A 21089-nucleotide genomic window follows, 5' to 3' on the forward strand; every position below is an offset into this window, starting at 1 on the left:
TCCGTAAACTGCCGCTCCCCGCCGAGGAGACCGCCATGCCCGTGACCGTCGAACGCCCCGCCCAGCTCTCCGCCCAGGACCGCCAGGACCTGGCGAAGCTCTACGCCGAGGCGCCGGCCTGGCTGCTCGCGCCCTTCGCCGACGGCGACGCGCTGGTGGATGCCGCGCTGGCCGCCGGCACGCTCTACACCGGGCGTTTCAACGACCGCCTGCTCGGCGCCGCCTGGCTGCAACGCGACGCCGACGCCTGGCGCCTCTCGCGGCTGTGCGTGCGCCGCGTCACCCGTGGCCGCGGCGTGGCCCGCCGGCTGCTCGAGGAAGCCCAGCGCCAGGCCGTGCTCGCCGGCTGCCCGCTGCGCCTGCAAGCACCGGACGGCCAGCCCGCCGCCGCCGAGCTGGCCCGGCGCCTGGGCCTGCCCCTGGAAACCGGAGCGGACGCATGAACGACATCGACATTCTGGTCATCGGCGCCGGCGCGGTCGGCCTGGCCTGCGCCGCGCGGCTGGCGGACAGCGGCCGCAGCGTACTGATCGTCGAGGCCGAGCGATTGATCGGCAGCCACACCTCCAGCCGCAACTCCGAAGTCATCCACGCCGGCATTTACTACGCGCCCGGCTCGCTCAAGGCCGAACTGTGCCTGGAGGGCCGCGAGCGCCTGTACGCCTGGTGCGCCAGCCACGACGTCGGGCACAGCCGCATCGGCAAGCTGCTGGTGGCGGTCGAGGACGCCGAACTGGGCAAGCTCGAAGCCCTGGCCGCCAATGCCGTCGCCAGCGGCGTGCACGATCTGCAGCCGCTGGATGGCGCCCAGTTGCACAGCCTGGAACCGGCGGTACGCGGCGTGGCCGCACTGCTCTCGCCGAGCACCGGGATCATCGACAGCCACGCCTACATGCTGTCGCTGCAACACGCGGCGGAGAATCGCGGCGCGCAGCTGGTGCTGGACACCCGCATCGACAGCCTGCGCCGCGCCGCCGACGGCTGGATCGCCGAAGGCGTCAGCGTCGGCGAGCCGTTCAGCATCCAGGCCGAACAGGTGGTCAACGCCGGCGGCCTGTTCGCCCAGCAACTGGCCGGGCATACCGAGGGCCTGCAAGGCGTGCCGCCGCTGCACCTGTGCCAGGGCCGCTACTTCACCTACAGCGGCCGCTCGCCGTTCAGCCACCTGATCTACCCGATGCCCGAAGCCAACACCGCCGGCCTCGGCGTGCACGCCACACTCGACCTCGGCGGCCAGCTGCGCTTCGGCCCGGACGTGCGCTACCTGGAAGCCATCTACTACCGGGTCGACGAAAGCCTGCGCGAACCCTTCGCCCAGGCCATCCGGCGCTACTTCCCCGGCCTCGACGCCGAGCGCCTGCAGGCGGGCTACGCGGGAATCCGTCCTAAACTGAGCGGCGCGGGGGAACCCGCCTCCGACTTCGTCATCCAAACCGCCGGGGACCACGGCCTGCCGGGCCTGGTCAACCTGTTCGGAATAGAGTCGCCGGGCCTCACCGCCAGCCTGGCGATCGCCGAGCGCGTCGCCGCCGCCTGCTGAGGCGGCCTGGCGCATTGATATACTTCCGCCAATTCACCCGCCGCCAGAACAAGGACCGGTCCATGAAAGCGTTCGGCAAGATCCTGGGCATAGTCGTGCTCGCCCTGCTGCTCCTGGTAGTCGCCGCCGGCTTCATCCTCACCCACTTCTTCGATCCGAACGACTACAAGGACGAGATCCGCCAGGTGGCCCGCGACAAGGCCAACCTGGAACTCGACCTGCGCGGCGACATCGGCTGGAGCCTGTTCCCCTGGCTTGGCCTGGAGCTGCACGACACCAGCGTGGCCAGCGTGCGCAGCCCGACCAAGCCATTCGCCGACCTGCAGTTGCTCGGCCTCTCCGTGCGCGTGCTGCCCCTGCTGCGCCAGGAAGTGCAGATGAGCGACATCCGCGTGCAGGGCCTGACCCTGACGCTGAACCGCGACAAGGCCGGCAAGGGCAACTGGGAAGACATCGGCAAGCCCGCGCAAGCGGCCACCAACGCCTCCTCCCCGGCCACCACGCCCGCCGCGCCGGCCGAAGAGCCCAAGCCGCAGCCCCGCGAGATCGCCACCCCGCTGAAGCTGGACATCGACAGCCTCAACGTCAGCGGCGCGCGCGTCGACTTCACTGACGAGCAGACCGGCCAGCAGTACACCGTCGAAGGCCTGGACCTGAACACCGGCGCCATCCGCGAAGGCAGCAGCATTCCCTTCAAGCTCAACGCCTACCTGGGCACCAACCAGCCGGTGACCCGCGCCAAGACCGAGCTCACCGGCAACCTGCGCTTCGACCGCGCGCTCAAGCGCTACCAGCTCGAAGACGCCAAGCTCTCCGGCGAACTCTCCGGCGACCAGTTGCAGGGCAAGACCGCCACCTTCTCCGCCCAGGGCCAGCTGCTGCTCGACCAGGCCGCGCAAGTCGCCGAATGGAACGGCCTGAAGCTGTCGCTCAACCAGTTGCGCGCACTCGGCGAGCTGAAGGCGCGCAACCTGGACAAGGACCCGCAATTCACCGGTGGCCTGTCCATCGCCCCGTTCAACCTGCGCGAGTTCCTCGACGGCCTCGGCCAGAAGCTGCCGGAGATGGCCGACGGCAACACCCTGACCAAGCTGGAGCTGGCCGCGCGCCTGGACGGCAGCCGCAACAGCGTCAACCTCAGCGATATCCAGCTCAAGCTCGACGACAGCAGCTTCAGCGGCAGCCTGGGCCTGGCCGATATCGCCAGGCAGGCCGTGCGCGCGCAGCTGAGCGGCGACAAGCTGAACCTCGACCGCTACCTGCCGGCCAAGGCCGCCAAGAGTGCCGAGGCGGCCAGCGCCAGTCGCAAGGCCGAAGTCGACGCCACCGTCGCCAGCGCCACCAGCAAGGGCGACTCGCCGCTGCCCAACGCGCCGACCCAGCAGGCCTGGAGCGACGCGCAGGTACTGCCGCTGGCCAAGCTGCGCAACCTCGACCTGGACCTCGCGCTGAACCTCGGCCAGTTGACCCTGGACAAGCTGCCGATCGACAACGCGGTGCTCAAGGTGCGCGGGCAGAACGGCCAGCTAAGCCTCGACGATATGCGCGGCGAACTCTACGACGGCCGCTTCAACGCCAAGGCCAGCCTCGACGTGCGCCAGGACGTGGCGCTGCTGGCGGCGCAGAAACACATCGAAGGCGTGCCGGTGGAGAAACTGCTCGAATCCCAGGGCCAGAAGCCGCCAGTCACCGGCCTGCTCGACCTCGACGCCGACATCACCACCCAGGGCAACAGCCAGAAGGCCTGGATCGACAACCTCAACGGCAAGGCCAACTTCAAGCTGAGCAAGGGCGTGCTGCTCAACGCCAACCTCGAAGAACAGCTGTGCCGCGGCATCGCCACCCTCAACCGCAAGTCCCTGAGCGGCGAGCACGGCGGCAAGGACACGCCCTTCCGCGAACTGAACGGCAGCCTGACCTTCCGCAACGGCGTGGCCAGCAACCCCGACCTGCGCGTCGCAGTGCCGGGCCTGACGGTGAAGGGCGACGGCGACCTCGACTTGCGCGTGCTGGGCATGGACTACCGCGTTGGCGTGATCATCGAAGGCGACAAGAGCGACATGCCCGACCCGGCCTGCGAAGTGAACAAGCGCTTCGTCGGCATCGAATGGCCGTTGCGCTGCCGCGGCCCGCTGGAACTCGGCGCCAAGGCCTGCCGCCTGGACCAGGACGGCGTCGGCAAGATCGCCGGGCAGCTGGCCGGCCAGCGCCTGAACGAGAAACTCGAAGAGAAATTCGGCGACAAGGTCAGCCCCGACCTGAAAGACGCCCTGAAGAACCTGCTGAAGAAGAAATGACTCCCGAACGCTTCAACACCGCGGTCCTCGACTGGTTCGACCAGCACGGCCGCCATGACCTGCCCTGGCAGCGCGACATCAACCCGTACCGGGTGTGGGTGTCGGAAATCATGCTGCAGCAGACCCAGGTGACCACCGTGCTGGGCTACTTCGACCGTTTCATGGCGGCCCTGCCCACGGTGGCCGACCTGGCCGCCGCGCCGGAAGACGAAGTGCTGCACCTGTGGACCGGCCTGGGCTACTACACCCGCGCGCGCAACCTGCAGAAGACCGCGAAGCTGGTGATGGAACGCCATGGCGGCGAGTTCCCGCGCGACGTCGAGCAGCTCACCGAGCTGCCGGGCATCGGCCGCTCCACCGCCGGCGCCATCGCCAGCATCTCCATGGGCCTGCGCGCGCCGATCCTCGACGGCAACGTCAAGCGCGTACTGGCCCGCTACCTGGCCTGCGACGGCTATCCGGGCGAACCGAAGGTGGCCAGGCAGCTCTGGGAGGCCGCCGAACGCTTCACCCCGCACGCGCGGGTCAACCACTACACCCAGGCGATGATGGACCTGGGCGCCACCCTCTGTACCCGCAGCAAGCCCAGCTGCCTGCTGTGCCCGCTGCGCGAAGGCTGCCGCGCGCACCTGCTCGGCCGCGAAAGCGCCTACCCGGTGCCCAAGCCGCGCAAGGAACTGCCGCAGCGGCGCACGCTGATGCCGATCCTGGCCAACCACGACGGCGCCATCCTGCTCTATCGCCGCCCGTCGAGCGGCCTGTGGGGTGGCCTGTGGAGCTTCCCGGAACTGGACGACCTCGCCCAGCTCGACCCGCTCGCCGCGCAGCACGCCCTGCGCCTGGGCGCGCGCCGTGAACTGGCCGGCCTGACCCACACCTTCAGCCACTTCCAGCTGGCCATCGAGCCCTGGCTGGTGCGCGTCGAGGACGCAGCCCCCGCCGTGGCCGAGGGCGACTGGCTCTGGTATAACCTCGCCACCCCGCCGCGGCTCGGTCTCGCGGCCCCGGTCAAGAAGCTGCTCAAACGAGCGGCCGACGCGTTGAATGCAGGAGAAATGTCATGACCCGACTGGTGATGTGCCGCAAGTACAAAGAAGAGCTGCCCGGCCTCGATCGCCCGCCCTACCCCGGCGCCAAGGGCCAGGACATCTACGAGCACGTCTCGAAGCAGGCCTGGGACGAATGGCAGAAGCACCAGACCATGCTGATCAACGAGCGCCGGCTGAACATGATGAACGCCGAGGATCGCAAGTTCCTCCAGGGCGAAATGGACAAGTTCCTCTCCGGGCAGGAATACGCCCAGGCCGACGGCTACGTCCCGCCCAGCGCGTAAGTTTCGGTATTAACTGAAAATTTTTTCGCGACACGCTTGACACCCCATCGGAAAACCCTTTTAATGCGCGCCACGTTGCCCAGGTAGCTCAGTTGGTAGAGCAGGGGATTGAAAATCCCCGTGTCGGCGGTTCGATTCCGTCCCTGGGCACCACTAATTTCAAGGACTTAGCGCAACGCTTTGTTCAGTCCCACGCTCCAGTGGTACAGTTTCGGTACAGTGCCGGCACTTTGCTACTGGAGATGATGATGGCGATAGTCGTAAAAACCCCCTCTGGTACTTGGAAAGCTGTCATCCGCAAGCAAGGGTGGCCCACAGCTTCCAAAACCTTTCGCATCAAACGTGACGCCGATGACTGGGCTCGTTCTACCGAGGACGAGATGGTCCGCGGCGTATACCTGCGTCGCTCCCCCTCCGAAAAGACCACTCTAGAGAAAGCCCTGGGGCGCTATCTGGAAGAGGTCACCCCGACCAAGAAAGCCTCCACGCAAAAAGCCGAGCAGACCAAGGCCGCCCCGCTCATTCGCCACCTCGGAAAGTATTCCCTCGCAGCTCTCTCGGCCGACGTGATCGCCGAGTACCGCGATAAGCGCCTGAAAGAACCCGTCCGCACGAAATACAAGGAAGGCAGCGACGTCGCTCCGAAAACCGTCAGCGCTAACACCGTCCGCCTTGAACTAGCCCTACTCAGCAACCTCTTCACGGTGGCCATCCAGGAGTGGCGAATCGGCCTCCCCCAAAACCCTGTGCTGAATATCCGCAAGCCAAGCCCCGGCGAGGGGCGTGATCGACGGCTCAGCCCGGACGAAGAGCGGAAACTGTTCCAGGCCGTAAACGCCTACCACAACCCAATGCTCGGGTGGATCGTCAGAATCGCCGTGGAGACTGGCATGCGCTCTTCCGAGATCACCTCGCTACGTAGGCACCAGGTAGCCCTTAAAAAGCGCGTGGTGAAGCTCCTAGACACGAAAAACGGGGAAAGCCGAACCGTACCCCTCACTCAAGCAGCGACCCAGGCCTTTAAAGAGGCCCTGGAGAACCCCATACGTCCCATCGATACCAATCTCATTTTCTTCGGCGAGCCAGGCAAGGATGAGAAGAGAAGGCCTTATGTCTTCTCGAAAGTCTGGAACGGGATGAAAAAGCGACTCGGCATGGCAGATCTCCGGTTCCATGATCTCAGGCATGAAGCCGTGAGCAGGCTCGTGGAGAGCGGCCAGCTCACTGATCAGCAAGTTGCGGCAATCAGTGGTCACAAGTCGATGCAGATGCTCAAGCGCTACACGCACCTGCGAGCGGAAGATCTGGTCAACGCACTAGATAACATTGGCCAGTCGCGCCAGGGGGCGAGGCCTAGCGCCTGACTCAAGCCCACCTCCGGCATCCCTGCCGGCGCTGGTGGCCAGGCCCCGGGCAAAAAGCCGCCCGGCGCCTGGCGCGGCATCCATGCCTCACCAGCTCGATTTAGCCATCCAGCCACCCCGAGCGCATGCTCAGCGAGCTATACATCCTGAAGGGCCTCCTCCATGACGGAGCAATCAGAGAATTCGATAGCCGCGCTGACAACCCTGGCCAGAGCACCACTTGGCCAGGCTACGCCTGAGACGCTGATCGAGGTCGCATTGTTCGTCTGGTACGCCCCCGACCCTATCCCTTCACTGAAACGCGCCCTGGAGGCCCTGGAGGGTATCCAGCAGCGTCGCGCAAGGTTCGCCCTGGACGTACTCCGCCGTTACCCCTGCACGGAGCTAGAGCGCAAGCAGGCGCTGCGCGACCTGGTAGACCTGAAAGTTAGTTTTCGCGGTGGTCCGCTGACGGACCTGCTCCACGCCTGGGGCCTGGACGAGACCGACATTCCGAACACCAAGGCGATCCTGCCCTACCAGACCCGACACTACGCAGCCAAACAACAAAAGAAATCTTAATTCTCCAGGCCTATTAATCCTTATAAGCGCCCAATCCAGACTATAGACATATGGACTATCCACATATTGAATCTGCCGTAGCTCTCGAAGACCTAAATCATGATTGTTCTGACTACCTAGAGCTGCGCTTGAGAAATAAAGGGACCGGAACTGCATATGCAAATCAGTGCCAATTCTGTGGAGAGTTTCGTGGCGGCGAAATAGGCAAGGCAAAAGTAAAAATCCAGCCGCCAGCTAGCGATCAAAACCTAGAAGATGCATTCATACAAAAAAGACTGGAAATACTTTCATCGAGGGAAATTAGCCTACCTACTCTTCCGTATCCAAGAGACGGCAAAACCCTTGAGCAAAAATTGGCCGAGCTCGGAGAGATCATTGACGAGTACTGCTCAGCCAATGAAATAAATCTTTCAAACTTACTACCTACATATCTTATGCGGCAGCGCGATCGCCATATAAATGAAGGATACTCATCAAGATGGCAGAGCGAAGATGAACTTCACGATTGGTTCATAAGAAATTTTTCAAGATGGTTCCACATTCATCACGAGGTCAATGGAACGGGGTTTGTAGATCGAGAAATAGAGCACATCAGAATAGATTTTATAATCAAAGCAAAAGATGAGCTTATTGCGCACGGCTTTACTGAAAAATATATTGGCATTGAGGTTAAGCACCTCAACCCAATAACAGGAAAGGGATTTCATGGCAAGAGCTCAAGAGGGATTTTCCAAGCTTTAAGCTATTGGTATAGCGGAGCCAGATGGGATTTACCAAACGAAAGAAGCGTAGAGCTGGCCACAGTGTTAATATTTAGCAATCTATCATTTCAAGACGAGTCAGACTATGTATTCGGCAGTTTAGATTCGCATTACAAGAAAGTATGGAAGTCCTACCTAAGCATTGCAAATCATGCCAATGTTGGCGAGCTTATCGTCAAAACCTGGAATGACAAACTAGACTTTTGGGCCATGGAATACAACGGCGCCAAGTACTATTCAATGCACTCCGGGCGCGGCCCAGTGAAAGGTAACGCAAACGTCATAAGCAAGAGAAGAATTGGCAGCACTAAAAGATAGAAAATTGATCCACATCGCAGGATGGGGATCGCCATCACCTTTTCTGCAGCTAGCGCGCAGTTTATAGCGGGGAACTAAAATAGCGCTCTCAGGTAGGACACAATAGAGCTGGTGAGGCATGGATGCCGCGCCAGGGCCGGGCGGCTCTTTGCCCGGCCCTGGACACCAGCACCGGCACCGGCAGGGACGCCGGAAAGCAGCCTTAATGTTGACCTGACAGGCGCCTCCATACCTCACGATAATCAGAACCGCTCATAGCTGCCGATTTGGGACGGAGCCTATCCCAGTCCATCTCGCTTAATGACCTCAAGAAATCAGCAGCCTGAGTGGCGGATCCAGTGGATGCGGCTGTCCTCTTAAACTCGGTTCCCAGGCTCTCCGCGATACTTCTCGGCGCCGAGTTCATTCGCATGAGAACAGCCTCTTCTGACCGGACACCATGATAAAGCATGGCAGGTAGATTATTGATTTGTCTCTTCTCTTCGTCAGACATAGTTTCATAATCAAGACCAGACGTGGGTATTTTACTCAGCGCCGAAATACCCCACGTGGCATTGTTTGCCAACTCTCGATATATCGCCTTGCAGGCATTTGAGATCTTGTCTGTTGCAGTTTTTCCATCAAAATATTGTTTTGCGATACTTTCAATGGACTTTCCGGCCACCCAGGCCTGAGTTATATCCGATATCTTCTTATGACCAGGGCCACTTCCTTTGATTTCCTCAAGGCCTTTCTTAAGCTGAGGAATTTTCATCATGACACCGACTAAGGCGGGCAACATAGAGTTACTGCCTTCGAAAAGACTGCTTGGCGCCCAGTCTGAGGCTCTGATCTTATTTTCCAGCTGACCAAGCTCAAGGAATGCCGTTCTTACACCTTCAGGTGAGAATCCTGTGGCATCAGCCAGACTAGCGTTCTCTGGATGCTTAGCGATCTCTCGTACATATCCTTTTGTAGCCTCAAGGACTGCATCTGCCTTCCTTTTCGATTCAGGATCACCTCTACCTCTAAGAACAGAATATCCGTAGGTGTTCCGAAGTAGCTGTTCGGCCTCACTTATAACGATATCCAAATTCCGTTTTTCATTCCAAAGGTGAGCAATATAGCTTCTAAAATCCGCCCACTGGTCTTGCTGAAGTATCTGCTGGAGATTTAAAAGAGCCCCCTCCGACTCAATATCGTCAAGCATGCCGATCAGTCGAGAAATTAGCTCTCCTGTTGCATCGCTGACATATTTCCTAATTTCGTTAGGCGCATCACCTGCGGCTATACCAACAACGCCAACACTTCCATGCTGCACTCGCCCGGCCCTTCCTGCCAAGTTCCAGAAAGAACGGTGAGACATTTCAATGCCATAGGGATATTTCCTGGTTGCAAGGAATACCGAAGAAACAGGGAAATTTAATCCTTGCGCGATAGTCGTCGTAGCGCACAGTACTTTGATTAAACCTTTCTCGGTCAACCACTCAATCAGCGATAATGCTTCAGCAGGCAAGCCAGCATGATGCACGGCAATACCCTTCTCGAGCATCTCTACCAGCTCAAAGTCCGGGCTAATCTCAGACTGCAAAAAGCGCTGAACCAGAGCAATTTCCTCAGGGACTTTTGGAAGCGCCTCCATTTCGGTGGAAAGCTTTCTTGCAATATTCCATACATCAGGAATCTTCTGCGCTACAGCGATACTAGTTCCTCTGGAAGAGAAAGCTTTTGCCATTGCAGCAGCTTGCATGCTGAGGCCCTGCGCCTCGCTGTAATTCAACCTTTTTAGTGGACGCACTCCGTCAACGTAATGCTTCCCGCGGAGATTGATAGAATTCTGCGTGGTGGTCAGCGTCTCAAATGTTAAGCGCCAGTCGCCGCGCTTGCTTCCTTCTGCCTGGAATTGCTCGGCATTGAATATTCCGACTATACGCTCATTAGGCTGCCATGTGGCTGCGCTTAAGCTTATTGAGGTTCCGCGACCGTCGCCTAGCCATTGCGCCAGATCATCTGCATTTGGCACGAAAGGCATCATCAGAAGGTATTTTGACTTTGGCTGCTCCTGCTTGATAGTGGCTAGCAAAAGCTCAATGCGAAGCCCTCGCTCCTTATCTTCTATATTATGTGCCTCATCTAAAACTGTTAGCGACAGAGGTCGCTTGACCTTCTTATTGCGAATTACGAGCTGGAGCTTCTCAGGTGTAAGCACTAACACTTGGAAGGCCGAGCTGCTCTGCAAAAGGTCCTCTTCAAACGAGTCAATTTCAACTGCGCCAGTTAGAGGCTCTACTCTTATACCGATTTGCGTAAAATCTTCTCTTAATCGGCGCGTTATTTGCGAGACAAGTGCTCTGGTAGGAGCTACGTATGCGACCCATCCGTTATCTTGCTCAAATTGATTTAGCGCCTGCAGCATCCGAAACTGAGCAAGCGCTGTCTTTCCGCCAGAGGTTGGCATATCTATAACTACCGCTTGGCTAGCGGCATTAAGGAGGCCTTGCTCTTGGATTGCAGCTTGCTGTGGCGGAAGAAGCTCAAACATCCCCTTGCTTTGGGTTACTAACTTTACAAAACTAGTGGTTCTTGACTTTGCCCCTTCCGCAGTCCACCAAATTGAGGCGTTGACCATTATGCGACTGGCAGCATGTAACCACCGCAGAATTACTTCCAGCTGATAGTCCTGAGAGCTCAGAGCAGCTTTGCAGGCTGCTTCAAAGTGCTGATCGAGCTCTGTTGCTATTTGTGCAGGCTCACCTTGGAGCATGTACTCAGCAAGACGCTCTGTTGCCTTGGCCCAGTGATAAAGAGCCACCAGTCTTAACGCGAGGCTTGCACCAGTTAGAGCGGTTGAGCTCTCAAGGTATGTAGCTTCGTAAAGCTTCTGCTCTTCCCTCAGAGTTAATATCAACTGGCTGATGCGATCCAAATCGTCCCAGTTTCTTTTTCTGAGCAAACTCAGCCAAGCATCAAAAATACGATAAAGGAGTCTTTGGTCCCAGCGAGTGGCCGCTACAGAAGGGACTAACTGAGCTTCCTCATTCTCATTCAACCATCTGCGCAAATCCGTCCAGCGATCGCCGCAATAAGCCACGCCAGCGACATGAAGAACATGAAAGATTCTTGCTTCGACACTCTCTACCGGGATTGGCAAAACCCTAAGTATTCCGAACGCCCGATGCGCACCGGCCTGAGCTTGTGTTTTTAGTTTGATACCTTGTTCGGTTCGCGCTAAGTGAATGAGCGACTCCAGCCCCTCAATTGCGGCAAGCTCATAGGCTGTTGCAAGCCGCTCAAGACGTGCTAGATCTATTGGATTATCTTCTGGTGAAGACAAAACTCCCTTTAGACTCATTCTTGCCAATTGCTCGTCAGCTTGAGCTAAACCTTCAACACGATCAGTTTCCCCGAGAGCTAGAACTGCCCAGTGGTTATCAACTGCATCGAAATTTTCAGGAAGCAAGCTCATTTGGCTGCCTTTTTCGCAAGCAAATCAGGGAGGTTGGGAATTATGCCCAAAGGAAGGTATATCGCAAAAAATGCTATTTGAGTTTCAGCGGGTTTTTCTTTGGACGAGTTGATGGCACGCTGTTTCAGATCAATGCTCTTGGGCTCTACGTCACGCACAAGAACGCCGAATAGCGATGAATCACAATAGTTGCTTTTCAAGTATCTTTTGGCGGCGCTGATGTACTTGTCCGCCCAAGTGCTATTTGGGGCGTGGTGACCGAGATACAAGAAGAGCCCTCGCTTTACTGACTGGGAGCTCTTTAGATCCTCGATTTGCTCTTGAAGGCCGCCTCTTCCATACACTACTTGAGGTGGCCATTTTTCCTCTGTGGAGGTTTTCACTTCGCCGAAGGCAAACCTATAAGGAGCGTCGGGATCACCTGTTCGTTGAAACCCGACCAAGTCCGCACCAGTCGCACTTGAATTTGGATTCTTTAAATCGCGTGACGATGGCCAGGGAAACTCACACTCCCGTTCCTCGGTTATCAAGAACTCTGCCAGGGCCTCACCGATCAACCAATCAGGAACATCAAAGCTTTCCTGCAGCAAACTTTCTAGTGCAGAATTTTCAAAACCAGTATTTACGACACTGGATAGCAGGACTCGAATATCACTCTTTCCTTGAGTGTCATTTATAATTTTATTTACTGGGCCCGCCAGCATCTTATGAAGATCAGACTCACTTACTAATACGCCTCTTGCATGGGTCTGCTCATGATCAATATTGTAGGCTTCCGTTCCCACCTTCATTAGCTACCCCTTACACACAGCTGAAGACCGAAAATGATGGCAATCATGATGGCACATTGTCATCGTTAGTCTAGCAAATTTGCGGAACTAGAGGTATCGAAGTTCTCTATCGGTGCGCCCAATGAAAACGATCCAGGTCATATCAAAAAAGTCCCCTTCGCCGGTAGAGATGCCCCCAGGCCGGGGCAACCAGTGTGATTGGCGGTTTCCTCCTATCGTGGGGCTGCCGCTCCAGGCTTAACAGGGACGGGGCTACGCGTTCTCAGAACGGGACGCGCAGCGCTGACCGCTTCAGGGTGCAGCCCCAAGCCGCCTCGCCCAACCTGATGCTGCCCATACAGGCTACCCGTCTTATCCACACAGTGGCCTAGGGCGGCCGACACCTCTTCGTTGCTGGCTTCTGATCGTTTGAAATCGCTCGCCGCCGCATTCCTAAGATGGTACGGACAAATTCTGAAGTGCAATCTTGGCCATAAATTCTGCCCAGTCGCCGCAAGCGCCGCTCGCCAGTTGGTACTTTTATCTATGCCAACCACAGCACACGTATCATCTCCTAATTTCCTGCAGGAATCGTGGAGCGCCTTGACTAGCACATGCGAATCTTGGTCAATCAGATAGCTGATTTCTCGCCAAGGCTGCCCTTTTTCCTCAGTAACCTTGACTCCGCTATCTATACGTATAGTCAACTTGGTCTCACTACAAATTACTTTTACCCCCTTCTCAAGTTCACCTGGCCGACACCCAGACACCGCCCCAACCAAGTAAGGCAACTTGTACTTACTATGCTCAAATTTCTTGTACAGCTGTTCACGCCAATCATTTGGTAATTTTCTTAAATCCGATCGTTTCGACTTTCGCCTCACTATGGTTTCAAGAGGACACTCCCCCTTGTGCCGTTCAATAATGTTTATAACTCCAAGCACTCCATCAATTACCGACGCATGCTCATTCAGACCCCTCATATCTCCCGCTCGCTGGGCCGCATCCTGGTTCTGCAGGGCCTCTGACAGTTGAGATCTGCAGCAGTGAATTACTGCGGCCACCCTTCTTCGATAGGTCGACTTACTACTAGTTCTGCAGATTGCAGACCATAACTTCTCGGGCTCAGCGCCTTCATCTCCGACAAGCCGATTGTATTCACGGACATAACCCTCATAAGTCGACCTAGATACCTTTCTGGAAGGCAGATCTTTCATCCGTCGGCGTCCAGCTCTGACGAGCTCAAATATCTCATTTTGCGTCTTCATAGCGCTTTCTCCAGTGACCTAACTCGTTTTAACTGGCTGACTGAAAAGGCACCTTTCGCTACGCGAATCGCCGTTCCGGCGACCGGTGCCCACATTCACGCAGCTGCGTGAATGTGATTTCTTTTTAGGTCACTTACGACCTACTCTTTTTAGGTCACACATGACTCATCGACTTTTAGGTCACATGTGACTTTTTCTTTGTCTTATCCTTGTACAGCTGAGACAACTTTGCTTGAATACTCTCATCCTCTATGCATGGAGACTTTCAATGTCATCCTCCGGATATCAAGTTGGCTTATCTGCTGGTTACGCTCACTCTCGCGCAACCCAAGCGTCATACGAAGCTGTAATTGATGAGTGGCGCTTGCACTCAGAGGACCTGAAACGTCAGGTAAACGCTTTGAATGAACGCATCGAAATCATGCAAGGCCACTTTGAAGCGAATAACTATGTTTTGCTTCTATTGTTGGAGGAGTTAAGAAAGTCCTCTCCTAACTCTCCACTGCTGGCAAAGGAAAACAGAGATTCGCTTCGTCAGAAGGCCTTTGATAGATATCTTGAAGATCGCGAATATGAGGGGCAAAGTTCACGACCCCGGAGGTAATTAACCTCCAGGAGGCGGCCCGCCCAGCAGCGTGTTGTTGTCTGGCATGCTTCGACCAGGAGTAGAGTTATCTGGCCCCTTGGAGTGTTTTGCTCCGCCACCCAGACCACCCGCGGCCCCATGTTTCGTTTCCCTGACGCCGGCGACGAATACGTCCTGGCCGCCGTCGCCGGTGCGCTCCGCGTCAGCGATACCGCCAGTAGATCCGTTACCGATCCAGCGCAAAATATTATCGGGGACCCAATGGATCAGGCTGAACACGATATGGACGACCGTCGTCATCATCACCACATAGATTGCGACGTAGGCAAAGAACGACACGATGCCGGTCATGCTGTCCGCCTGGATCCCGGAGACAACTGACATGAAAGCCGCGTTGATGTAGCCGACGATGGGCTGAGTTAGCAGCATGCCGCCGAGAAGGCCGAACAGCATCAGTGCCGGTCGCATCACCAGTGACAGGATCATCATGTAGCCTTGTCCAGCTCGGCCAACAGCATCGTCTCCGTCTGGGTGGATGTGGGCTACGGCAAACAGCGGGGCCGCGATGACCGACTCCAGAACAAGAACAAACCAGTTCACGATCGAGGTCGTCCAAGTGATGAACGGGATCATCGGGACATAGGTGCTCAGCGTCACGCCGAAGGCGAACAGCAAAATCAACAGCGTGGTGATCAGGGTTGAGAGAAACTGGAAGACCGCGCCGGCATCGAACCCTACCTTCACCGTAGCCTGTGCTGCCCAGGAGTTCGCAACGCCAGTGGCGGAAGCCATGGCTGCGAGCATTACCTCACCGGTAGTCACGATGACATCGCCGAAGCTTTTCATCTGGCTCATGTGGTTGAGGTTGGAGCCGGCGATGCTCTGCGTCATCTGGTTGATCGCACCCATGAACGGGGCGGAAATCATCTTCTTGACGTATTCCCATGCCCCTTCACCATCGCGGGGCTCACGCACGTTGGTCTCGGCGTAGTAGGTATTGCGGACCGAGTCGACGCGGTGCTTGGCATACTCGTCGGCGGTAAGCATCACGTCGGCATAGGTCTGGAGAGTCTCCTTGGTCTCCTTGTCGACAATGGCAATGGGATCGGTTGCCGGCAGGCCGTTCAGCGTGGATTGCATCACGTCGTTCATTTTGACGATGTGGTTGTACCAGGTGCCGGCGAACAACCAGCCACCGTCCTTGGCGGCCTTGAGGAAATCAGCTGCAGCCCGATCACTGGTCTGCATTACGGCCGTCTTGGCGGCGGCGCGAAGCGAGTTCTCGTAGGTATTCGCTGCGGCGTCTATCACGCCCGGGGCCGGCTTCTGTCCAGCTACGATTTGCTGCGCAGTCGGCCGGATGTCCTGGATCATCTGCTGAATGGCTTTGGCGTGGGCGGCGAGAATTGGTTCTTTGATGACCTTGGTGTTGCTGTTGCCTTCCGAGGCCTCCCAGGATTGCTTCCAGGTCAGGGCTCCGCAGACATCGGGATTCATGTAAGAGTTGTCGTTCGCCTTCCACTTGTAGTCGGTGACGGTATAGCTCGCTTTGTTGTACTTCTGAACCATGTTGATGCCGCCATAGACCGGTATGGCGTCGGTAATATCAACGTCGATCTCTCCGGTGTTGACGACCTTGCGAGTGGATGCGACAGCTTGGATGCGTGTAGACCGACCAGAGGCCTCGAACTGCTTGTTCATCGCCGCGGCGCAGACTTCGAACTTCAGGATGTTGGCGGCCAGCGGCCGGGAGTCTGGAATGAGCGGTCGGGAAAGCATGCCGTCCTTGCCGATTTGGTCGACCGCCTGGCTCCAGATTGCGTCTCCCACACCCACGCCCTGTATCGCAAGCCAGAGCACCATGATCTGGATCAGCGAGTAACCATGCCCGAGCGGCAGCAACAACGCGCCGCCCACAGCGGTACGGAGGGGAATCCAGATGTCGCTCATCTTCCGGCCGAGGACCTCGCCATCCTGAGCGGAGTCCACAGTGCCTTTGATCGTGGTGTAGGCGATGAAGAGCATTCCCAGGAACATCACTGCTCCGCCGAACACCGACATCATGCTTCCAAGCACGTCTTCGGTTTCACCACCCTCCACGTTTCCACCGGAGTGAATGGTGCCAACGATCGAGCCGAAGACTTCTTCTAGGAAGTCGACGGATGTATCGCCTGGCGCTGGGGTGAACTGGTTCAGTCCCCCTGAGGAGTCAGCGTGGGCTGATCCTCCGAGAAAGGCGGCCAGGAATAGGCAAAGCAGCAGCGACTTTCTCATCTGGCCGCTCTCCGCTGTGCTGGCGGTAGAACCAAGGGCGTGCAAAGAGCGTCATGCGCATACAGCAGGGCATACGGGATACCGGCAAGGGCATAAAACTGACTCTCGCCGGACAAATACTGCTGCACGGCAAAAAGGGCCAGCACAGCAGTTGTGGGGAACACCCACCAGCCTGGTAATCCGCCCCAAACACGATGTTGGCCTAGCGGGGCTCCCAAGTTAGTCAGAAGCAACAGCAGATAAAAAGTGCGATGCGTAAATCGCGTGAATGCAGGTGAACCTAGAATCGCATCGAAATTTACTGTTGGCATGCGAGTAGCCCCGCAATTTCTACAGTGCGATAAAGCACTCTCCGACCAACTTTAACTCGACACTCACGAATACCTTTAGCCAGTTCAGTTTTGCGCCATAGGAATGTGCTCAACCCCCTAGCAGTCATTCCCAATAGATCAGCAAGCTGGCTTTGGGAAACTAACGGGCCAAATCGATTCAAAAAGTCTTGTTCAAATTTTGCTTTCTGGTTCTGCTGAGTCATCGTAGCCGTGTTCATTTGGAGCAACCTTGTAATATCTCGACAGGTGCTCAAATGCTCTCGATAGCCAAGCAGTACGTCAACAAGCGAAAATTAAGTGGCTTTTATTCCACTCGGGGTTTCCCATGGGAAAAGACCTATTAAACCCCGAGGAAATTTTCACCACCTCAAAGCCGCTCGGGGTTTAGCCCAATAAAATTCATCACAACCCCGAACAGAATTTATTTCTATCAACTTCAGAGGATTAATAAAAAACTACAATACCCCATAAGCTTTCACCTTTCACCCCATATCCTTTCACCTTGCGCCCCATAAATATTCACCTTTGCCCCATATCCTTTCACCATGGCTCCCCATAAACCTTCACCCTCCACCCCATAAACTTTCACCTTTCGCCCCATATCTATTCACCCTTGCCCCATAAACGTTCACCCTAGAAACAAATAACCCTTAAATAACAATGACTTAAGAAGCGCAAGACAGCTCCTTTGTTTGTCTGTTTGTTCTTTTTAAAAAAGAAAAAACAAACAGACAAACAGACTGGACGGAATTAAAGCTGGAAAGTAGAGTAAGAAGATCGGTGCTAGTCGGGGCGGCAACCCCGACTAGCACCTACCACCTGAGACCGAAGGAGGGTCCCACATGGCGAAGAAAATCATACCCGATCTTGTTCTGAACGACGCACTGGTAACAGCCAATCCGCGATTGGAGAACCCTCGGGCTGAAGCCGAGTTAAAAGCATTGCGAGACCTTCTTGCCCCAGCTTGCGAGAAAGTTATTAGCGCATATGTAGAAATTGCCAATCATAAAAGTGCTGAGCGCGCCTTTAAGCGATTCTTGCAAAATATGATTTCCGCAACTTGAATGCCGCCTTAATGCCCTCAACCACCAGGTGGGGGCATCACCTTTTTCATTTTACAGCCCCCACCAGCTCAACACATCGCGTAGCGCTTTCTCGCCGAGCCTGACGCGCGCCCACTCGACCGCCGAGTTGTAGCTTCCTTCTACCCTCTCTGATGCCAGAATCCTGATATCACTCACCCCCACAATCGGCGCGCCCAGTAGACCTGCGACCAACTGAGCTTCAGAAACAGAAGGCAGAATATCAAGGTGCCGGGTTCCGTCCATGAGGAAGCTCACAGCGCAAGCTCCGGCCCAGCGCGCATCTACCCCAAATTCCACGCCAGGCAAGCTGAAGCCTTTCTGAAACCCACAGAAACGGGGCGAAAGCTCAATCTCCTTCTTCGTGGACTGGGCGACTAAATGAAGGTGGTTCCTTGCCATTCCTAATCTGCTCCTATGAAGCGATTTCCGGTACACTAGCGGTACAGTGCGAGTTTTCCTCGCTGTGACGTATTGAGACCTAATGCGTTGATTTTATAGTGATTTAATGTAATGCACCGTGACTCACTGGAGTGTTACTGGTACCTAGTGGAACAGCGACACCGGCGAATTGAAAATCCCCGTGTCGGCGGTTCGATTCCGTCCCTGGGCACCACCAATACCGAAAAGCCCCTGATTCGAAAGAATCAGGGGCTTTTTGCATTGGGCCTTCAGCCAGCCGCCGCCGCACTTTCGCCACTGGTCGCCAGGCCGGCGAATATCCCCCCGAATCCGTTGTCTACTGGCGCGTACCAGAAGCTTTTTTCAGATTGATGACAATCCGGATGATTTCCGCCCAGCGGATGGGATACCTTCGGGCCTTCGATGCCTGAAAATGGAGTGCTCGTGCATCCTCTAAAGCGCTGGTGGCAACAACGCGGCAACCTCGCGACGCTTGCCATCCTGTTCCTGGTGATCCCGCTGATCAGCCGGCACATGCTCGGCTGGGGAAACCTCTACGGCTACCTGTCCGACCTCGCCATCGGTAGCCTGCTGGTCCTGCTGCTGCACAAGCGCCACCTGCTCATCGCCCTGCCGGTCATGCTGGTGTGGGCGCTGATGATGATCGGCAACGCCGAGCTGGTCACCGCCGTGGGCCGCATGCCCGACCCCAGCGACCTGCACTTCATGGCCGACCCGACCTTCGTCGGCAACTCCACCCAGGGCGGCGGCATCTCGCACCCCGTGCTGGCTGGTGCCATCGGCGTCGCCATCCTGCTCTGCGCGCTGCTCTGGCGGCGCCGCGAACAGCGCCTCACACCCTTCGCCTACGCCCTGCCGGTGGCCCTGCTGGGCGCGCATTTCGGCCTGCAGTACGTGATCCCCAACGACGCGGACGTGTGGAAGCAGTTCAACCTGCCGCACCGCCTGCTCGCCGGCGTCACCAGCCAGGGCCAGCTTGCCGTCGAGGACTGGCTCGCCGGCGACCAGGGCGACACCCCGCCAGACGTCACCGGGCTGACCCAGCTCGACCTGGCCGGCACGCCACTGCTGGCCGGCCCGGGGGCCGCGAAGAACGTGCTGATCATCACCATGGAAGGCATCCCCGGCGCCTACGTGGCGACCAACCGCGCCGCGCTGAGCAGCAGCTACGAAGAATCGATGATGCCCAAGCTCAGCACCTGGGCCGAACGCGCGATGACCACCCCGGACTACGTGGTGCACAGCCACCAGACCATCCGCGGCCTCTACGCCCTGCTCTGCGGCGACTACAGCAAGCTGGACAACGGCACGCCCAAGGGCGTCGAGCTGCTGTCCAACCCCGCCCGCGCCGCCGAGTGCCTGCCGGCGCAGCTGCGCCAGCACGGCTTCAGCACCCACTTCCTGCAAGGTGCCGGCCTGCGCTTCATGGCCAAGGACAAGGTGATGCCGGCCATGGGCTTCGACAAGACCCTCGGCCGCGACTGGTTCAAGAAGAAGCCCTATCTGGAATTCGCCTGGGGCATGGATGACAAGGCCTTCTTCGAAGGCGCGCTGGACTACGTAGGCCAGCTGCGCAAGGACAAGAAGCCGTGGATGCTCACCCTGCTCACCGTCGGCACCCACCAGCCCTACTCCGCCACCCCGGAATACCTGGCCAAGTACCCGACCGCGCGCCAGGCCGCGGTGGGCTACCTGGACGACGCCGTCGACGCCTTCCTCGCCGGCCTGGAGAAACAGGGCGTGCTCAAGGACACCCTGGTGATCGTCACCTCCGACGAATCCCACGGTATCGACAACGTGCGCCTGGCCTCGTCCTGGGGCATGAACCTGGTGCTGGCGCCCGAGCAGGCCGCGCTGCCGCCGGTGAAGAGCGGCGTCTACGGCCACGTCGACATGGACGCCTCGATCCTCGACTACTTCGGCTTCACCCCGCCGAAGGACATTTCCGGCCGCTCGCTGTTCCGCGAGTACGACAAGGGCCGCGAGATGGTGTCCTTCACCAACGGCATGCTGCGCTTCCACGACGGCAAGCAGACCTTCACCGAGTGCGACTTCCAGCAGACCTGCCGGCGCTACAAGAGCGATGGCTTCATCGCTGACAGCGCCCAGTTCGTCGGCCGCTTCAGCGGCCGTGACGCGCGCATGGTCGCGGCCCGCGCAAGCATCCTCGACCACTCGGTGACCGGCAGCCGGCTGGGCGGCGAATACCAGTTCGCCACCCAGGAGAAGATCCGCATCAAGCCGCAGGTGACCAACGAGTACACCGACAACCTGATCGGCGCCCAGTACCTCGAGTTCCCGGCCGACAGCCGCACCACCGTGAGCCTGAAGATCCGCGCCGTACAGCTGGACAAGGCCGGCGCCAAGGTGCAGCTGAAGACCCGCGAATTCGAGCGCCCGGTGGACCTGGCGATCCCCGACTTCCCGCTGCTGACCCGCGACAAGCCGCTGGAAGTCACCTTCGGCTTCGACAACGAGCGCGAGCGCAAGGCGTTCTCCTTCCACCTGCTGGCCGAAGGCAAGGGCGTGATCGAGATCACCGACTTCCACGTGCAGACCCACTCGCGCAAATCGACCATCGACGCCAGCGAAGGGCATCCCACCCGGGTGGCCGGCACCAACGCCCTCCCCGGCCCGCGCATCGGCGGTCGCCCGGCGCTGATGGCCGGCCAGCTCGACCAGCTCGACGAGGAAAGCCGCGACACCACCGTCGACGGCGACCAGCAGATCACCCA

At 57.7% G+C, this 21089-nt stretch carries 15 protein-coding genes and 2 tRNA genes; 13 read left to right on the plus strand and 4 right to left on the minus strand.

Annotation, left to right across the window (positions count from 1 at the left end; translation table 11 throughout):
- The first annotated feature begins 35 nt into the window (after positions 1-35).
- From P3W75_RS26800 to P3W75_RS26840, 9 genes are all read left to right on the plus strand, one after another.
- A complete protein-coding gene (locus P3W75_RS26800; RefSeq protein WP_276230347.1) occupies positions 36-443 on the plus strand; it encodes an acetyl-CoA sensor PanZ family protein in 408 nt (135 codons plus the stop codon).
- Complete coding sequence (locus tag P3W75_RS26805) at positions 440-1540, plus strand: NAD(P)/FAD-dependent oxidoreductase (protein WP_276230348.1); 1101 nt, start codon at positions 440-442, stop codon at positions 1538-1540. The genes P3W75_RS26800 and P3W75_RS26805 overlap by 4 nt, the downstream gene beginning before the upstream one ends.
- Before the next feature lie 62 nt (positions 1541-1602).
- Positions 1603-3837 (plus strand): AsmA family protein, encoded by a 2235-nt coding sequence (locus P3W75_RS26810; protein ID WP_276230349.1) that lies wholly within the window; start codon positions 1603-1605, stop codon positions 3835-3837.
- A complete protein-coding gene (mutY, locus tag P3W75_RS26815) occupies positions 3834-4901 on the plus strand; it encodes an A/G-specific adenine glycosylase (protein WP_276230350.1) in 1068 nt (355 codons plus the stop codon). Before P3W75_RS26810 ends, mutY begins: the two co-directional genes overlap by 4 nt.
- Positions 4898-5170: an oxidative damage protection protein gene (locus P3W75_RS26820; RefSeq protein ID WP_276230351.1), complete on the plus strand. Its 273-nt coding sequence runs from the start codon at positions 4898-4900 to the stop codon at positions 5168-5170. Before mutY ends, P3W75_RS26820 begins: the two co-directional genes overlap by 4 nt.
- Before the next feature lie 77 nt (positions 5171-5247).
- A tRNA-Phe gene (locus P3W75_RS26825) sits at positions 5248-5323 on the plus strand.
- Positions 5324-5418: 95 nt separating this feature from the next.
- Positions 5419-6534 (plus strand): site-specific integrase, encoded by a 1116-nt coding sequence (locus P3W75_RS26830; protein ID WP_276230352.1) that lies wholly within the window; start codon positions 5419-5421, stop codon positions 6532-6534.
- Positions 6535-6696: 162 nt separating this feature from the next.
- Positions 6697-7095, plus strand: coding sequence for a hypothetical protein (locus tag P3W75_RS26835; RefSeq protein ID WP_276230353.1), 399 nt, complete (start codon positions 6697-6699; stop codon positions 7093-7095).
- 50 nt (positions 7096-7145) lie between these two features.
- Complete coding sequence (locus P3W75_RS26840) at positions 7146-8174, plus strand: hypothetical protein (protein WP_276230354.1); 1029 nt, start codon at positions 7146-7148, stop codon at positions 8172-8174.
- Between the two features lie 202 nt (positions 8175-8376).
- Here the strand turns inward: P3W75_RS26840 and P3W75_RS26845 are convergent, their stop codons facing one another.
- Positions 8377-11619 carry a DEAD/DEAH box helicase gene (locus P3W75_RS26845; protein ID WP_276230355.1) on the minus strand — a complete coding sequence of 1081 codons (3243 nt, stop codon included), beginning with the start codon at positions 11617-11619 and terminating at the stop codon, positions 8377-8379.
- Entirely contained in the window at positions 11616-12410 is a 795-nt protein-coding gene (locus tag P3W75_RS26850) for a hypothetical protein (protein WP_276230356.1), read from the minus strand. The genes P3W75_RS26845 and P3W75_RS26850 overlap by 4 nt, the downstream gene beginning before the upstream one ends.
- 1515 nt (positions 12411-13925) lie before the next feature.
- On the opposite strand from P3W75_RS26850, the gene P3W75_RS26855 reads away from it, so the two are divergent.
- Complete coding sequence (locus P3W75_RS26855) at positions 13926-14261, plus strand: hypothetical protein (protein ID WP_157763355.1); 336 nt, start codon at positions 13926-13928, stop codon at positions 14259-14261.
- Here P3W75_RS26855 and P3W75_RS26860 read toward each other — a convergent pair whose 3' ends face one another.
- A complete protein-coding gene (locus tag P3W75_RS26860) occupies positions 14262-16517 on the minus strand; it encodes a DotA/TraY family protein (RefSeq protein ID WP_276230357.1) in 2256 nt (751 codons plus the stop codon). It lies immediately after the preceding gene.
- Between the two features lie 1174 nt (positions 16518-17691).
- Between P3W75_RS26860 and P3W75_RS26865 the strand changes: the two genes are divergently transcribed.
- Positions 17692-17913 carry a hypothetical protein gene (locus P3W75_RS26865; protein WP_261747410.1) on the plus strand — a complete coding sequence of 74 codons (222 nt, stop codon included), beginning with the start codon at positions 17692-17694 and terminating at the stop codon, positions 17911-17913.
- A gap of 51 nt (positions 17914-17964) precedes the next feature.
- Here the strand turns inward: P3W75_RS26865 and P3W75_RS26870 are convergent, their stop codons facing one another.
- A complete protein-coding gene (locus tag P3W75_RS26870; protein ID WP_064584774.1) occupies positions 17965-18333 on the minus strand; it encodes a hypothetical protein in 369 nt (122 codons plus the stop codon).
- Between the two features lie 146 nt (positions 18334-18479).
- On the opposite strand from P3W75_RS26870, the gene P3W75_RS26875 reads away from it, so the two are divergent.
- Together P3W75_RS26875 and P3W75_RS26880 are read left to right on the plus strand one after the other, a co-directional pair.
- Positions 18480-18547, plus strand: a tRNA-Phe gene (locus P3W75_RS26875).
- 230 nt (positions 18548-18777) lie between these two features.
- A partial coding sequence (locus P3W75_RS26880; RefSeq protein ID WP_430765416.1) for an LTA synthase family protein occupies positions 18778-21089 on the plus strand: 2312 nt, incomplete at its 3' end.

This window comes from Pseudomonas citronellolis (genome assembly GCF_029335315.1).
Classification (GTDB): domain Bacteria; phylum Pseudomonadota; class Gammaproteobacteria; order Pseudomonadales; family Pseudomonadaceae; genus Pseudomonas; species Pseudomonas citronellolis_A.

What these genes read in the sequence shown, in the direction of transcription:
- P3W75_RS26850 (WP_276230356.1), bottom strand. Translation starts at nt 12,410, where the DNA reads ATGAAGGTGGGAACGGAAGCCTACAATATTGATCATGAGCAGACCCAT.
- P3W75_RS26810 (WP_276230349.1), top strand. Translation starts at nt 1,603, where the DNA reads ATGAAAGCGTTCGGCAAGATCCTGGGCATAGTCGTGCTCGCCCTGCTG.
- P3W75_RS26870 (WP_064584774.1), bottom strand. Translation starts at nt 18,333, where the DNA reads ATGGCAAGGAACCACCTTCATTTAGTCGCCCAGTCCACGAAGAAGGAG.
- P3W75_RS26830 (WP_276230352.1), top strand. Translation starts at nt 5,419, where the DNA reads ATGGCGATAGTCGTAAAAACCCCCTCTGGTACTTGGAAAGCTGTCATC.
- P3W75_RS26800 (WP_276230347.1), top strand. Translation starts at nt 36, where the DNA reads ATGCCCGTGACCGTCGAACGCCCCGCCCAGCTCTCCGCCCAGGACCGC.
- P3W75_RS26845 (WP_276230355.1), bottom strand. Translation starts at nt 11,619, where the DNA reads ATGAGCTTGCTTCCTGAAAATTTCGATGCAGTTGATAACCACTGGGCA.
- P3W75_RS26805 (WP_276230348.1), top strand. Translation starts at nt 440, where the DNA reads ATGAACGACATCGACATTCTGGTCATCGGCGCCGGCGCGGTCGGCCTG.
- mutY (WP_276230350.1), top strand. Translation starts at nt 3,834, where the DNA reads ATGACTCCCGAACGCTTCAACACCGCGGTCCTCGACTGGTTCGACCAG.
- P3W75_RS26820 (WP_276230351.1), top strand. Translation starts at nt 4,898, where the DNA reads ATGACCCGACTGGTGATGTGCCGCAAGTACAAAGAAGAGCTGCCCGGC.
- P3W75_RS26860 (WP_276230357.1), bottom strand. Translation starts at nt 16,517, where the DNA reads ATGAGAAAGTCGCTGCTGCTTTGCCTATTCCTGGCCGCCTTTCTCGGA.
- P3W75_RS26835 (WP_276230353.1), top strand. Translation starts at nt 6,697, where the DNA reads ATGACGGAGCAATCAGAGAATTCGATAGCCGCGCTGACAACCCTGGCC.
- P3W75_RS26865 (WP_261747410.1), top strand. Translation starts at nt 17,692, where the DNA reads ATGGCGAAGAAAATCATACCCGATCTTGTTCTGAACGACGCACTGGTA.
- P3W75_RS26840 (WP_276230354.1), top strand. Translation starts at nt 7,146, where the DNA reads ATGGACTATCCACATATTGAATCTGCCGTAGCTCTCGAAGACCTAAAT.
- P3W75_RS26855 (WP_157763355.1), top strand. Translation starts at nt 13,926, where the DNA reads ATGTCATCCTCCGGATATCAAGTTGGCTTATCTGCTGGTTACGCTCAC.